Source organism: Rathayibacter sp. Leaf185 (genome assembly GCF_001423885.1).
Taxonomy (GTDB): domain Bacteria; phylum Actinomycetota; class Actinomycetes; order Actinomycetales; family Microbacteriaceae; genus Rathayibacter.
This window is the reverse complement of record NZ_LMPP01000001.1, coordinates 759,290-773,908: the sequence shown is the minus strand read 5'-3', so window position 1 is coordinate 773,908 and position 14,619 is coordinate 759,290. Positions and strand designations below refer to the sequence as shown.

Below are 14,619 nucleotides of genomic sequence, written 5' to 3'. Positions count from 1 at the left end.
TCGACACGAGCACCACGACAGCCCAGGCGCCCCTCACCGAGGTGCAACTGGAGTCGATGTCCATGGCCAAGGCGCTCAACGCCGGCCTCCGCCGCGCGATGACCGAGAACGACCGCGTCCTGCTGATGGGCGAGGACATCGGCCCGCTCGGCGGCGTGTTCCGCATCACCGAGGGCCTGCACGCCGAGTTCGGCGCGAAGCGCGTGCTCGACACTCCGCTCGCCGAGTCGGGCATCGTCGGTACCGCGATCGGTCTCGCGATGCGCGGGTTCCGTCCCGTCTGCGAGATCCAGTTCGACGGGTTCATCTACCCGGCGTTCGACCAGATCACCTCGCAGCTGGCCAAGATGACCAACCGCCACGAGGGCACTCTCGCGATGCCCGTCGTCATCCGAGTGCCCTACGGCGGGCACATCGGAGCGGTCGAGCACCACCAGGAGAGCAACGAGGCCTACTTCGCCCACACGGCGGGGCTCCGGGCCGTCAGCCCCTCCACCCCGAACGACGCCTACTGGATGATCCAGGAGGCGATCGCCTCGGACGACCCGGTGATGTTCTTCGAGCCCAAGAGCCGCTACTGGCCCAAGGGCGACGTCGACCTGCGCTCCTCCGCCGCTCCGCTGCACGCGTCCCGCGTGGTGCGCACGGGCGAGGAGGTCACGCTGGTCGGCTGGGGCCCGATGGTGTCGGTGCTGCTGCAAGCCGCCGAGCTCGCGGGCGAGGAGGGCACGAGCGTCGAGGTCGTCGACCTGCGCTCCCTGTCGCCGATCGACTGGGAGCCGCTGCTCGCCTCCGTGCGCAAGACCGGTCGGCTCGTGGTCGCCCAGGAGGCCTCGGCGAACGTCAGCCTCGGCTCCGAGATCGCCGCGACCGTGACCGAGAAGGCCTTCTACTCGCTCGAGGCGCCCGTCCTCCGCGTCGCCGGCTTCGACGCCCCGTTCCCGCCCGCCAAGGTCGAGAAGATCTTCCTCCCCGATGTCGACCGCGTGCTCGAGGCCGTCGACCGCTCGCTCGCGTACTGACGCGCCCCCTCTTCATGAACGACCGGCACAGCCAGGAGTCCCGACGATGACCGAACAGTTCCTCCTCCCCGATGTCGGCGAGGGCCTCACCGAGGCCGAGATCGTCGCCTGGCGGGTCAAGGTCGGCGACGAGGTGAGCGTCAACCAGGTGCTCGTCGAGATCGAGACCGCGAAGTCGCTCGTCGAGCTGCCCTCGCCGTTCAGCGGAACGGTCGTCGACGTGCTCGTCGACGAGGGCCAGACGGTCGACGTCGGCACGGCGATCATCACCGTCAGCTCCGGTGCGGCGGACGGCCCCGAGGTCCCGGCGATGCCGGCCCAGGCTGCGCCCGCTCCGTCGACCACCGAGCCCGGCGAGGGATCGGGAGCCGCGCTGGTCGGCTACGGCACCTCGGGCGGACACGTGGCGACCCGCCGCCGCCGGCCGGGTGCCGCCGCTCCGGAGGCGCCCGCCCGTCCCGCCGCGCCCGTCCGCCCGACATCGGTGCCGGCCGCCGCCGCGCTCCCCGTGATCGCGAAGCCGCCGATCCGCAAGCTCGCCAAGGACCTCGACGTGAACCTCCTCGAGGTGCAGGCGACCGGGCTCGCCGGCGAGGTCACCCGCGACGACGTCATCCGGCACGCGTCCCAGGCCAGCGTCTTCCGCAACATCCAGACGCCGGAGTGGGGCGACTCCCGTGAGGAGCGCATCCCCGTGCGCGGCGTCCGCAAGGCCATCGCGGCGGCGATGTCGCACAGCGCGTTCACGGCCCCGCACGTCAGCGTCTTCGTCGACGTCGACGCGACGCGCACCATGGAGTTCGTCAAGCGCCTCAAGAACTCGCCCGACTTCGCCGGCGTCAAGGTCTCACCGCTGCTGATCATGGCGAAGGCCGTCATCTGGGCGGTCCGGAGGAACCCCACCGTGAACTCCGCGTGGACCGATTCCGAGATCATCGTCCGCCACTACGTGAACCTCGGGATCGCCGCGGCGACCCCGCGGGGACTCATGGTGCCCAACGTGAAGGAGGCGCAGTCGATGAGCCTCCTCGAGCTGGCGGGCGCCCTCGAGGCCCTCACGCTCTCGGCGCGCGACGGCAAGACCCAGCCCGCCGACATGCAGAACGGCACCATCACGATCTCGAACATCGGCGTCTTCGGCATGGACACCGGAACCCCGATCCTCAACCCCGGCGAGGTCGCGATCATCGCCCTCGGCACGATCAAGCAGAAGCCGTGGGTCGTCGACGGCGAGGTCCGCCCCCGCTTCGTCACCACGGTCGGCGGATCCTTCGACCACCGCGTCGTCGACGGCGACGTCGTCAGCCGCTTCGTCGCCGACGTCGCGAGCGTGCTGGAGGAGCCGGCGCTGCTGCTCGACTGAGTTCACCGGTCGATCTCCTCGTTCCTCGTCGATCTCCCCGCGGTCGGCTCGCAGAGGTCGCCACGACCCGGAAGGAGGGGGTCGACCACGCGCTCCGCTGTGGCCGGGGTCGGAGCTGACGCGGTCGGGGAGAATCGGCCGATCTTCTCCGCTGTTCCCTTGCCGTCGGTGAGGATGAGGGCCACTCTCGGAGCGAGCGCGATGCGGCGTTCGTGCCCGAACGAGGGAGACGCCGATGCTGAGGCCGAGCGAGACCTGGTTCTACGCGGATGCCGCCGCTCGGATCGTCGCCACTCGCGGCAGTGACAGGGCGCTGTCGAGGGTCGTGACGCCCCGTGACCGACGGCAGCTCGCTCGACTGCTCACCACCTCTCGTACGCGTCACCACTCTGCAGAGAGACTGACGACCACGCAGCTCTTCGAGCACGTGATCGCGGACGACGTCCGAGCCGCCTCCGTCGCGGTGAAGGTCGTCGACCGGGTGTCCCGGTCGCTCGACCTCGTCGCAGAGCACGAGGTCCCCCCGGCTGAGCCGGAACCGGAGCCGAGCAGCTCCGCCTCGCGCTGGCTCAACGTCGAATTCGAGGATCAGCCTCCGGAGGCCGCTTTCGAGGCGGACGAGTGGTACACGCTGGCCATCGACTTCTCCGCCACGAGGCGTCGATCCGCTCTCGGCGGCGGAAGTCTCCCGGTGTTCCCCGAGGGTGTCGACGTCGTCGAGTTCGGCGTGCGTCTGGACGGCATCAACGCGGAGATCGACAAGGGTGTGCGTCGCCTCCGCGTGCGGCGTGACGAGAAGCGTCCGCAGATCGTCCGGCTCGATTTCCGCCCGGAGGAGGACGGGCCGTGCACCCTGCGGGTCATCCTGCTCCGCAAGCGCAACTTCGTCCTCGCTGTCTCGATCGACTTCGAGATCGGCGTGGCCGACCCGAGGCCTCGGATCACCTTCGACGGCCGCCCCTTCGCCGCGGCCATCACTGCCGAGCCCCGATTCGCGCACATCCGGTTCGACAGGTCGGGTGACGACCGGCTGCGCTGCACCGCGACGGGACCGGGAACGGCGAACCCCGCGGCGACGCTCCCCCTGGCGGCCTCGTCCGTCTCCGATGCGGCGGCGGCCGTCTACCGCCAGCTCGACCTGATCGCCTCCTCCATCGACCTCGGGGACATCCCGGTCTCGGAGGGCGTGATCACTCCGCTCACAGAGCTGTCCGCTGTCGAGATGACACCGGATCGAGCGGCAGCCGTCGACGAGTGGAAGTACGAACTGGCGCTGCGCGGCCGCAACCTGTTCAACCGGCTGTTCCTCTCCGACCCCGCGAACACGGACGCCGTCAGGATGGGCGAGTGGCTGCTCACGGTGCTGGGTGGCGAAGAGTCCTCGATCGTCCAGGTCACGACCTATCCCGGTCTCACCCTCCCGTGGGGGTTGCTCTACCTGGGACCCGCAGTCCGGTCGTCGGCGGATGTGCGCTGGGACCACTTCCTCGGAGTCCGCCACACCGTGGAGGTGCAGACCCGATCGACCTACGGAGACGCCTCCTCCGCGCTCTCGGCGCAGCCGAGCCTGTCGATGGCATTCACGGGATACCGGGCGGAGCCGGGCGAGATCGTCACCGATGCGGTGGACAGACAACTCCGCTACTTCCGGGGGGTCGCGAAGACGTCGCCGCGACTCGCTTTCCGCGAACGTGCGGGACGCGAAGGGGCGATGAAGACTCTGGTCGCTCCGTCGCCGCCCGGACTGGTCTACTTCTTCTGCCACGGAGAGACCGCAGCCAGCAACGCCACGGACGGTCTCGGCTCGATGCTCCTGAAGTTCGCCCCGAACCGGGCCGGGATACTGAAGCTCGACCAGTTGGCTGCGGCAGACCCCTCGCCCGGAGTCGCCTGGCGAAAGGGGCCGCTCGTCGTCCTGAACGCCTGCCAGGTCGGCCGGCAGGCGGACGGGGACACCTTCGACTTCGTGACGCGACTCCTCCAGAAGGAGGCGCGGGGTGTGATCGCGTCCCACGCCTACGTGCCGGTGACCTTCGGAGACAGTTGGGCGCAGTCGTTCTTCATGCGGTTCTTCGCAGGCGAGACGGTCGGTGAGATCCTCCGCGTTCTCACCCTGCATTCTCTGAAGGTCTGGGGAGTCCCTCTCGGCCTCGTCTACACGGCCACGTGCGATATCGACACGCGGCTGGATCCACCGGTCCTCTGACAGGGAGGAGCGGACCGACCTCCTGAGAGGAGACACCGATGGTCATGCGCACCGTGCCGGGGACGACACTCGAGTACGAACTGATCAGCTTCGACAAGAACGGCGACGAGACGACGACCGGTGGAGCGGCCTCCGCAGTGGACGAGGTGGCGGCGCGCATCGCCGGCGGGGCCGCCCAGGAGGTGATCGTCGTCAGTCACGGGTGGAACAACGACAGCGTCGATGCTCCGCGTCTGTACGACCGCTGGCTCGGCCCGGTCGCCACCCTCATCGAGGATCGCAGCCTGCCCCGACCGCTCATCGTGGCCGTCCACTGGCCGAGCAAGGCCTGGGGTAGAGAGGTGGGGGTGACGCTCGGCGGAGCGGTGCTCGGCGCTCCCGAGACAGGGATGCTCATTCCGCTGAAGCAGGCCGTCGAGGAGTGGGCGGCGAGGCTGGGCGACACCGATCAGGAGCGGGCCGTCCTCGTCGAGCCGCTCACGGCGATCTTCACAGAGTCCGTCATCGGACCGGATCGTGATGAGCTCCCGCCCGACCTGAAGCGGCACTTCGACGTCATCAGCGCGATCGTGTCGCGGGACGGGAAGGACGAGGGCCCGTGGTCTCCACCCGAGGCGTACCGCCTCCTCGGGCAGTTCGGTACCGATGGTGCAGGACTCGGTGGAGCGGATCGGCCAGGCGAGGTCCTGGGCGGATCAGGTGGGTGGAAGCTCTTCGGGCTGGTGCGTCAAGCGTCGTTCTGGAAGATGAAGAAGCGGGCGCGCGTGGTCGGGACCAGCGGGGTGCACGCGATGATCGCGGCTTTCCGCAGCGCAGCAGTGGGCACCTCGACTCGTCTGCACCTCGTGGGTCACAGCTTCGGCTGCATCGTGGTGTCCGCGGCGGTCCTGGGAGACCCCGTGCTCGGGCCTCGCACGCCCGTGAGCTCGCTCACGCTTCTCCAGGGTGCGATGTCGATGTGGTCGCTCGACGCCTCCATCGCGGTCGCCGACGGAGCTCCCGGGTACTTCAGTCCGCTCCTGACGGAGAAGCTCGTCGATGGCCCCCTCGTCGTGACCTGGTCGAGGAGCGATCATGCGGTCGGGACGTACTACCCCCTCGCGGCGGCAGTGGTCGGCGCGGTGGTTCTCGGGCAGCCCGTGTACGGGGCGACGGGAGCGCACGGCGCGAGAGGCCTGGAGGCGGGCGTGGACGAGGTTCTCGAGCTCGCCCTCGGTCCGGCGACCTATGCGCTGAGAGCCGGCACGGTCTACAACGTGGACGCGAGCGCCGTGATCTCGGACGAGGAGCCGATCGAGGGCTCGCACAACGACATCGCCAGGTCGGAGGTCGCCGAGCTCGTGCTCGCTGCCGTGCGCGCGGCTCCGCGCGACAGGCCGTGATCGGCCGAGCCCGGGTCAGCGCGCGCCCGCGCCGAACGAGTGCAGGGCGAGGTCGGCGCTCAGCAGCTCGCTCGCGGCGGCGGCGCGGACGCTCGTGCCCTGGGCGTCGAGGGGCGGGCTGATCACGGCGGCGCCGAGGCGGCCGGGGGCCGAGAGGACGACGGCTCCCGAGACGCTCGACTTCGCGGGGATGCCGACGGCGCGCATCCACCGGCCGGAGCCGTCGTAGACGCCGCAGGTCGCCATCACCGAGACCACGTCGCGGGCGACCCGCGCGGGCACCACTCGCTCGCCCGACACCGGATTGACGCCGCCGAGAGCGAGCGTCGCGCCCATCACCGCGAGCGCCTCCGCGTCGACGAGCACCGCGCACGCGCGGGCGTAGGCGGCGACCGCGTCGTCCGCGCCGACCTGCAGCGTCCCCTCCGCCCGCATCAGGTGGGCGAGGGCGTGGTTGCGGTCGCCGAGCAGGTGCTCGTTGCAGGCGACGCTCTCGTCGACCTCGAGCGGCCGGCCGGCGAAGGCCGACAGTCCGCGGAGGATGCGGGCGCTGCGGCCGCGCTCGTCGCCTCCCTCGACCAGGGCGGCCGTCAGCAGGGCGCCCGCGTTCACCATCGGGTTCGGTGGGCGGCCGGTGCCGGTCTCGAGCTTCAGGGCGTCGAACGCCTCCCCGGTCGGCTCGATGCCGACGCGGTCGAGCGCCTCGCCATCGGTGTCGAGCAGGGCGAGCGCGAACAGGAACGGCTTGACCGCCGACTGGATGCTGAACGCCGCGTCGGCCTGGGCGCTCGAGCGCACCGTTCCGTCGGGCAGCGCGAGGGCGACGGCGCAGAGATCCGGGTCGGCGGCGGCGAGCTCGGGGATGCTGTCGTCGACGGTGCCGCCGGTCTCGCCCAGCACCCGCGACCGCAGCGCGTCGAGGTCGTAGGAGCGGGGGTCGCGGAGGGTGCTCATCGTCCCACTGTGCCAGGGCCGTCTGCGGACGGCGCTCAGCCGATGATCCGCCGCACCGCCTCGCGCACCACGGAGTCGTCGGCCGGCTGGTCGTCGAGCGCGCGGTGGATCGTCAGCCCCTCGGTCAGCGCGTCGATCATCCGAGCCGTCAGCGGATCGAAGTGCTGCTCGAGGGCGGCGCGGGAGCGGGCCATCCAGGTGTGCGTGATGACGCGGTACTCGGGTCGCCGCGCGGCGAGCGTGTAGAGCTCGTGGGTGAGCACGAGCTCGCGCCGGCTGCCGAAGATGTCGTGTACGACGACGTCGATCACGGCCCGGCGCGCCTCGTCGGGAGTCCGCGCGTCGTCCATCCGCCGCGTCGTCTGCGCGGCGACGGTGTCGGCGAAGCGCGTGAACGCCTCGTGCAGCAGCTCGTCCATGCCCGAGAAGTGGTAGCTCATCGAGCCGAGCGGCACGTCGGCCGCGGCGGCGACCCGACGGTGCGAGGTGCCGCTGACCCCCTCCTCCGCGATCACGTCGAGGCAGGCGTCGATGATGCGGTCGCGCCGGTGCGGGTCGGTGCGCCGCGGTGCCCGCTCCGCGCTCACTCGGCGATGCTCCGCAGCACCCGGGCGGGGTTGCCCACGGCGACCACTCCGGCGGGGATGTCGCGCGTGACGACCGACCCCGCTCCGATGACGCTGTCGTCGCCGATGCTGACTCCGGGGCAGACGATGACCCCGCCGCCCAGCCAGACGTTGTCGCCGATCGTGATCGGCAGTGCCGCCTCGAGCTTGTCGCGGCGCGGGCCGGGGGCGACCGGGTGGGTCGGGGTCAGCAGCTGCACGTTGGGGCCGATCTGGCAGTCGGCGCCGATGGTGATCGCGGCGACGTCGAGGGCGGTGAGGTGGTAGTTGACGAAGGTGCGGGCGCCGATCGTGATGTTCTCGCCGTAGTCGACGACCAGCGGAGGCTTCACGAACGCGCCGTCGCCGAGCGATCCGATCAGCTCGTCGAGCAGCGGGCGGGCGGCGGCCTCGTCTTCGACCGCCGCGCGGTGGTAGGCGTCCGCGAGCCGGACGGCGCGCTGGGCGAGACGGGCGTTCTCGGGATCGTCGGCGATGTAGAGATCGCCGGCGAGCATCCGCTCGCGGTTCGTGCGGTCGTCTCCGGCGAAGTGGTCCATGTGCACGATCGTACACATCGCGTGTACGTTCGTACGCATGACCCTCCCCACGCCTCCGACCCGCGAGGACCGCCGTGCCCGTGGCGCCGTGGCCGCGCTGTTCCTCACGAACGGCGCGCTGTTCGCCAACCTCATCCCGCGCTACCCCGAGATCAAGGCCGACCTCGGGCTCGACAACGCGGCGTACGGAGTCGCGATCGCCGCGTTCCCGGCGGGAGCGATCCTCGCGGGGCTCGCGGCCGGGGCGCTGATCCGGAGGTTCGGGAGCGGGCGCGCGGCGGTCATGGGCACGATCCTCACGGCGGCCGGCACGATCGTCGCCGGATTCTCGCCCTCGCTGCTCGCGTTCGCGGCGGCCCTGCTCGTCGCCGGCGCGACCGATGCGATCACCGACGTGGCGCAGAACACGCACGGGCTGCGGGTGCAGCGCCGCTACGGACGCTCGATCATCAACTCCTTCCACGCGATCTGGTCGATCGGCGCGGTGCTCGGCGGCTCGATGGCGGCGGGAGCGATCGCACTCGGACTGCCTCGGGCGGTGCACCTGAGCATCTCGGGGGTGCTCTTCGCGATCGTCTCGCTCGTGGCCCTGCGCTTCTGCCTCCCGGGGAAGGACGACGAGACCGAGCCCGGCGCGGTACCCGCGGTGCGCGGGCGCATCACGGCGCGGGTCGGGTTCGTGCTGGCGGCACTCGTCGCCGTCGCCATCGCGGGCACGCTCGTCGAGGACGCGGCATCGACCTGGGCGGCGGTCTATCTGAACGGCACTCTCGGCGCCCCGGCGGCCGTCGCCGCCTACGGCTTCGTCGCCCTGGTCGGCGCGCAGTTCGTCGGCCGGATCTTCGGCGACCGGCTGGTCGACCGCTTCGGGCAGCGCACGGTGGTGCGGGTCGGAGGGGTGATCACGGCGCTCGGGATGGGCGCGGCACTGCTGCTCCCCTCCGTGCCCGGCACGATCCTCGGCTTCGCGGCGGCCGGGTTCGGCCTGGCGACCACGGTGCCCGCGGCGATGCACGAGGCCGACGAGATCCCGGGACTGCGCGCGGGGACCGGGGTGACGCTCGTCTCGTGGCTGATGCGGCTCGGGTTCCTGCTGTCGCCTCCGATCGTGGGGCTGGTGGCGGACGGTGCCGGCCTGCGGGTCGGGCTGCTCGTCGTGCCGCTCGCCGGAGTCGTGGCGGTCGTTCTCGCGGGAGTGCTCAGCCCGCGCCGCTCCGAGAGGGTCGCCTCGTGATCGCCGCGGTGCTGTGGGACATGGACGGCACGATCGTCGACTCGGAGCCCGCGTGGGTGCGGGCGCAGGGCGTGCTCGCCGCGCGGTTCGGCTGCGCGTGGACCCGGGTCGACGCCCTCGCGCTGATCGGCAGCACGATGGAGCAGACAGTGCGCTCCCTGCAGGCCGCGGGAGTCGAGCTCGGCGACGCCGAGGTCGAGGCGGCGCTCGAGCGCGACGTCCTCGCCGAGATGCGCCGGGGCCTGTCGTGGCGGCCGGGCGCGCGCGAGCTCCTGCGCGACGTGCACCGCGGGGGAGTGCCGCAGGCGATCGTCACGACCTCGTCCCGCGTCGTGGCGCAGGTCGTGGTCGATGCCCTCGCCTCGGAGCTGCCGCTCGCGGCGCTCGTCACCGGCGACGACGTGACGCGGGGCAAGCCCGACCCGGAGCCGTACCTCCTGGCGGCCGCGACGCTCGGCCTCGACATCGCACGCTGTGTGGCGATCGAGGACTCGCCGACGGGACTGGCCGCGGCCGTCGCCTCCGGTGCCGTCGCGATCGGGGTGCCGCACGACGCAGTGCTCGCCGCGGGCGCCGACCGCACGATCTGGCCGACGCTCGCGGGGCGCGGGCTGCGCGATCTTGTGGAGCTGGCGGAGGCGCGTCGCTGACGGCCTCACAACCGAGGCTGAGGCGGTCGAACCGCCCGAAATTCTGAGGAATCCGCCGTTGAGCCTTACTTAAGAGGGCGGCGGCGCTCGCACCTCCGTGTCCTGCGGTTGTCCGGCTCGCAGAAACACGTTCGGCTCGCAGGAATCGAGGATTCTCACGAGCCGAACGGGATGTCACGAGCCGAAAGTCGGCATCACGCCGTCAGCGAGACCGCCGTCCACGACACCGGAGGCAGGGTGAGCGTCAGCACGCCGTCGGCGAGGTCGGCGGAGGCGTCGCGCAGGCCGACGCGCTCCTGGTCGTCCTTCGTGTTCTTCGCGTACGGGTCCTCGTCGAACAGGGCCACCGCCTCCGCGACGCTCGAGACGCCGAGGCCGCTCACGTCGACCGACACCTCGAGTGACTCGGTCGTCGAGCGGTTCACCAGGAACACCGCGGCGCGACCCTCGTCGACCGTCGCGACCGCGTCGACCAGCGGCGCGTCGCCGTGCCGGGCGGTCGAGTAGGTGCCGACCTCGATGCGCGGCTTCAGCACCGATCCGGAGGCGAGGCGCGAGGTGGTCGCGAACGGGAAGAACGTGGTCTGGCGCCACGCGGCGCCTCCGGGCTCGGTCATGATCGGCGCGATCACGTTGACGAGCTGTGCGAGCGACGCCGAGGTGACGCGGTCGGAGTTCTTGAGCAGCGTGATCAGGAGGTTGCCCACCACGACCGCGTCGGCGACGGAGTAGACGTCCTCGAGCAGGCGCGGGGCGTACTCCCACTCGCGGGTGCTCTGGTCGCCCTCGGCGTCGGCCTTCTCCTTGGCCTGCCACTCCTCCAGGTACCAGACGTTCCACTCGTCGAACGAGAGCTTGATGTCCTTCGTCTTCTTGAGCTTGTACTTCACGTGGTCGACGGTCGCGGCGACCGTCGCGATGAAGTACTCCATCTCGAGGGAGGAGGCGAGGAACGAGCCGAGGTCGCCGCCGTACTCCTGGTAGTAGGCGTGGCACGAGACGTACTCGACGTCGTCGTAGGTGTGCTCGAGGACGACGCGCTCCCACTCGCCGAAGGTGGGCATGCTCGACCCGGACGAGCCGCAGACGACCAGCTCGAGCGACGGGTCCGCGATCTTGAGGGCCTTGGCCGTGCGGGAGGCGAGCTTGCCGTAGTCGTCGGCGTTCATGTGGCCGACCTGCCACGGGCCGTCCATCTCGTTGCCGAGGCACCACATCCGGATGTCGTGCGGCGCGGTCGCGCCGTTGGCGATGCGCTGGTCGGCGAGGGCGGTGCCCGCGGGGCCGTTCGCGTACTCGAGGACGTCGAGCGCCTCCATCACCCCGCGCGTGCCGAGGTTGACGGCGTACATGATCTCGCTGCCGGTGAGCGCGGCCCACTTGGCGAAGTCGTCGAGGCCGACCTCGTTGGTCTCGAGCGAGTGCCAGGCGAGATCGCGGCGGCGGGGGCGCTCGGCGCGCGGGCCGACCCCGTCCTCCCAGCGGTAGCCCGAGACGAAGTTGCCGCCGGGGTAGCGGATCGTCGTCGAGCCGAGCTCCTTGACGAGGTCGACGACGTCGAGGCGGAAGCCGTCCTCGTTCGCGGTCGGGTGCCCGGGCTCGTAGATGCCGTCGTACACGCAGCGGCCGAGGTGCTCGACGAACGAGCCGAACAGTCGCGGGTTCACGGGAGCGACCACGGCGGCCGGGTCGAGGGAGATGCGCGCCGAGGCGGCGGCGCGGGGGGCGTCGGTCATGATGAGCCTTTCGTGGCGCGTCTACAACGATGGAGACAACGTTGTAGAAACGATGATGCGGAGTCGCCGGGGGCGGTGTCAAGGTCGGGATCGTGGTGGACTGTCCTGCGTGGGATCGATCGACGCGTGCGCACTCCTCGCCGACCGGGTCGACGCGATCGCGTCGCGGGAGCAGCGGCCACGCGCCCTCGTCCGCTCGGTCGCTCGCGAGATCGCGGGTATCCGCGGCGGCCTGCTCGGTCCCGTCGACCTGGCCACCGGCGGTCGCAACCGGATCCGCGGCCACGGCTTCGCCCCCGCCTACGACGATGACACCCGCGGCCAGGCGCGGCACTTCGCCGGAGTCGCCGGAGCGACGCTCTACCTCGGCGGCGGGCTCGCCCACCTCTTCCTGCGCACGCTCGGCGGCGACGAACCGGGCAGTGCCGACGACCGCCTCACCCGGCGCGCGATCGAGTGGAGCCGCCTGCTGCGCCGCGGCGAGCTGCCGGTCGCGGAGGCGGGAGCGTGGATCCGGAGCGAGATCTGCGCCTGCGCCTGAGTGTCAGGCGGCGGCGGTCGACTCGCGCTCGACCAGCGTGAACGCGGCCTCGTGCAGGCGGGGCGGGGTCGTCGCGGTGCCGTCGATGCGCGCCTTCAGCACGTCGACGGCCGACTGCGCGATCTCGTCGCGGCCCGGGGCGATGCTCGAGAGGCTCGGGACGGAGTAGGCCGACTCGTCGATGTCGTCGAAGCCCATCACGGCCACGTCGACGGGCACGCGGAGGCCCGCGTCCTGCAGGGCGCGGATCGCGCCGAGGGCCAGGGTGTCGTTGAAGGCGAAGACCGCGTCGAACACGACCCCGGAGTCGAGGACCCGGCGCATCGCCGCCGCTCCGTTCGCGCGGTGCCAGGGCCCGGAGGCGCCCACCAGGTGCTCGTCGAAGCTCAGGCCGGCCGCCTCGAGGGCCTCGCGGTAGCCCTGCGTGCGGAGCGGCGCCGACCCGACCCGCTCGCCCTCGTGCGCTCCGAGCGCGAGGATCCGCCTGCGCCCCCGTGCGATCAGGTGTGCGGTCGCGGCGCGGGCCGCCGCCACGTTCTGCATCGTCACGTGGTCGACGCGGTCGCTGAAGATGCGCTCGCCGAGTAGCACCAGCGGGTAGTCGAGGGCGAGCTCGGGCTCGTCGGCGATGCCGAGGCCGAGCGGGCTGAAGAGCAGCCCGTCGGTCAGCTGACGGCGCGCGCTGGTGAGCACGCTGCGCTCGCGTGCGGGGTCGCCCTGGGTCTGCTCGATCAGCACGGTGAGGCCCCGCTGATCGGCGGCGCGCATGACGCTGTCGGCCAGCTCGGCGAAGTAGGGCAGGCTCAGCTCGGGCAGGGCGAGCCCGATGACGCCGGTGCGCCCGCGCCGCAGGCTCCTGGCCGAGAGGTTGGGGCGGTAGCCGAGCTCGGCGATCGCCGCCTCGACCCGCGCCCGCGTCTCGGGGCGGATGTACGGGTAGTCGTTGATGACGTTGGAGACCGTCTTGATCGAGACCTCCGCCGCGCGGGCGACGTCGTGCAGGGTGACCGCCACGTTCCTCCTCCGCGTGCCCTGATCGCCGCAGGCCGGGATCGCCCCGACCCTACAACGTTGTACCCATCCGCTCCCCACGAGATCCCGCGAGAGAGCGGGCGGAGGCGGTGATCGCGTGGGAGAGGAAGCGGTCGGCGACCGGGTTCCTCCGCCGGTCGAGCCGGCCCGACGGCGTCTCGACGAGATCGTGGAGGCCCATCGTGAGGAGGTGATCGGCGCGCGGCGCGCTCGAGTGCCGCCAGGTCCACTCGTACATGTCGAAGAGCGGCCACCAGGTGTAGCCGACGACCTCGGTCCCCTCGGCCCGCAGCTCGCCGAGCGCGGCGACCGACTCGTCGAGCCAGCGGATCCGCTCGGCGACCGAGCCGGTGACGCAGGTCTCGGTGAGCATCACGGGCGCACCGTAGCGCCGCGCCCAGGTGCGCAGCACGTCCTTCAGGCCCTCGGCCCCCGCGTCCTCGTAGGGACGCGGATCGGCGAACCCGCCGCTGTGGTGCACGCCCGCCTCGAAGACCTCGGTCGAGTGCAGCGGGTAGTAGTTGACCCCCATGACGTCCGGGTGCACGGCGTGCGAGCCGAACCAGTCGAGGAGCGCGTCGTCGACTCCGCCCCGCTCGAGATGCGGGAGGAGCGGATGCCCGGCCCCGACGCGGCCCGTCACGAGGTCCTCCACCAGGAACACCTGATCGCGCAGGCGCGCGACGGTCTCGCGGTGCTCGGGTGCGGTCACGGCGCCGGAGTAGCGGACGCCGGCGTCGACGTGCACGAAGGTCGCCCGCGCGCCCAGCGTCGAGGCGATCGCGCGCTGCGTCTTGACGAAGCCCTGAGCGAGCGCGGAGGCGATCCTCGCCATGCCGGTCGCGCCGGAGAGGTAGGGGGGCCAGTACCCGTACTCGCCCGAGAACAGGGCGTGGATCACCGGCTCGTTGACCGGCGTGTAGTCGGTCGCGATGTCTCCGTACCTCTCGGCGAAGCGCTGGGCGTACTCGGTGACGTGGTCCGAGTAGTCCGGGTGCGCGAACTCGCCCTCCAGCCACAGGGGTGTGCCGTAGTGGAGGAGGTCGATCACCGGCCGCAGGCCCAGCTCGGCGAAGCGGCCCATCACGCCGTCGACCCACGACCAGTCCCATCGGCCGCGCTCGGCCGCGACGCGGTGCCAGGGGACGCCCCAGCGGACGAACTCGGCGCCGACGCCGGAGGCCAGCAGCAGATCGGTCTCGTACTGCTCGTAGTGCTGGGTGAGCTCGTACTCGTCGATCGGACGCTCGCCGGGCCGCGTCTGCGGCACGAAGGTGTCCTCGATGCCGAGTCCGAAGTGCAGGGCGCCGTCGGCGTACCAGGTCATGGGGTCC

At 71.5% G+C, this 14,619-nt stretch carries 13 protein-coding genes; 7 read left to right on the top strand and 6 right to left on the bottom strand.

The genetic code is table 11. The features are described from left to right. Positions 1-56: 56 nt before the first annotated feature. From ASG06_RS03820 to ASG06_RS03800, 4 genes are all read left to right on the top strand, one after another. Entirely contained in the window at positions 57-1,022 is a 966-nt protein-coding gene (locus tag ASG06_RS03820) for an alpha-ketoacid dehydrogenase subunit beta (protein WP_197409377.1), read from the top strand. A 46-nt stretch (positions 1,023-1,068) separates the two neighbouring features. Then, positions 1,069-2,385, top strand: a complete 1,317-nt coding sequence (locus ASG06_RS03815) for a dihydrolipoamide acetyltransferase family protein (RefSeq protein WP_056038713.1) — start codon at positions 1,069-1,071, stop codon at positions 2,383-2,385. Positions 2,386-2,620: 235 nt separating this feature from the next. After that, positions 2,621-4,591, top strand: a complete 1,971-nt coding sequence (locus ASG06_RS03805; protein WP_056038707.1) for a CHAT domain-containing protein — start codon at positions 2,621-2,623, stop codon at positions 4,589-4,591. 38 nt (positions 4,592-4,629) lie between these two features. Continuing rightward, complete coding sequence (locus tag ASG06_RS03800) at positions 4,630-5,973, top strand: hypothetical protein (RefSeq protein ID WP_056038705.1); 1,344 nt, start codon at positions 4,630-4,632, stop codon at positions 5,971-5,973. A gap of 15 nt (positions 5,974-5,988) precedes the next feature. Here ASG06_RS03800 and glsA read toward each other — a convergent pair whose 3' ends face one another. The 3 genes from glsA to ASG06_RS03785 are packed head-to-tail and all read right to left on the bottom strand — an operon-like array spanning position 5,989 to position 8,098. After that, positions 5,989-6,927, bottom strand: coding sequence for a glutaminase A (gene glsA / locus ASG06_RS03795; protein WP_056038702.1), 939 nt, complete (start codon positions 6,925-6,927; stop codon positions 5,989-5,991). Positions 6,928-6,962: 35 nt separating this feature from the next. Further along, positions 6,963-7,514 carry a TetR/AcrR family transcriptional regulator gene (locus tag ASG06_RS03790; RefSeq protein ID WP_056038699.1) on the bottom strand — a complete coding sequence of 184 codons (552 nt, stop codon included), beginning with the start codon at positions 7,512-7,514 and terminating at the stop codon, positions 6,963-6,965. Beyond that, positions 7,511-8,098, bottom strand: coding sequence for a sugar O-acetyltransferase (locus ASG06_RS03785; protein ID WP_156465906.1), 588 nt, complete (start codon positions 8,096-8,098; stop codon positions 7,511-7,513). The genes ASG06_RS03790 and ASG06_RS03785 overlap by 4 nt, the downstream gene beginning before the upstream one ends. Before the next feature lie 31 nt (positions 8,099-8,129). On the opposite strand from ASG06_RS03785, the gene ASG06_RS03780 reads away from it, so the two are divergent. Both ASG06_RS03780 and ASG06_RS03775 read left to right on the top strand, forming a co-directional pair. Next, entirely contained in the window at positions 8,130-9,326 is a 1,197-nt protein-coding gene (locus tag ASG06_RS03780) for an MFS transporter (protein WP_056038694.1), read from the top strand. Then, complete coding sequence (locus ASG06_RS03775; RefSeq protein WP_056038690.1) at positions 9,323-9,976, top strand: HAD family hydrolase; 654 nt, start codon at positions 9,323-9,325, stop codon at positions 9,974-9,976. The genes ASG06_RS03780 and ASG06_RS03775 overlap by 4 nt, the downstream gene beginning before the upstream one ends. A gap of 194 nt (positions 9,977-10,170) precedes the next feature. Here ASG06_RS03775 and arfA read toward each other — a convergent pair whose 3' ends face one another. Further along, positions 10,171-11,712 (bottom strand): arabinosylfuranosidase ArfA, encoded by a 1,542-nt coding sequence (gene arfA / locus ASG06_RS03770; protein ID WP_056038686.1) that lies wholly within the window; start codon positions 11,710-11,712, stop codon positions 10,171-10,173. A 109-nt stretch (positions 11,713-11,821) separates the two neighbouring features. Between arfA and ASG06_RS03765 the strand changes: the two genes are divergently transcribed. Continuing rightward, positions 11,822-12,253 carry a hypothetical protein gene (locus ASG06_RS03765; protein ID WP_056038683.1) on the top strand — a complete coding sequence of 144 codons (432 nt, stop codon included), beginning with the start codon at positions 11,822-11,824 and terminating at the stop codon, positions 12,251-12,253. Between the two features lie 3 nt (positions 12,254-12,256). Here the strand turns inward: ASG06_RS03765 and ASG06_RS03760 are convergent, their stop codons facing one another. Both ASG06_RS03760 and ASG06_RS03755 read right to left on the bottom strand, forming a co-directional pair. Then, complete coding sequence (locus ASG06_RS03760) at positions 12,257-13,267, bottom strand: LacI family DNA-binding transcriptional regulator (protein WP_056038679.1); 1,011 nt, start codon at positions 13,265-13,267, stop codon at positions 12,257-12,259. Positions 13,268-13,316: 49 nt separating this feature from the next. Then, on the bottom strand, positions 13,317-14,612 hold the full coding sequence (locus tag ASG06_RS03755; protein ID WP_056038677.1) for a family 1 glycosylhydrolase: 1,296 nt from the start codon (positions 14,610-14,612) through the stop codon (positions 13,317-13,319). Between the last annotated feature and the right edge of the window lie 7 nt (positions 14,613-14,619).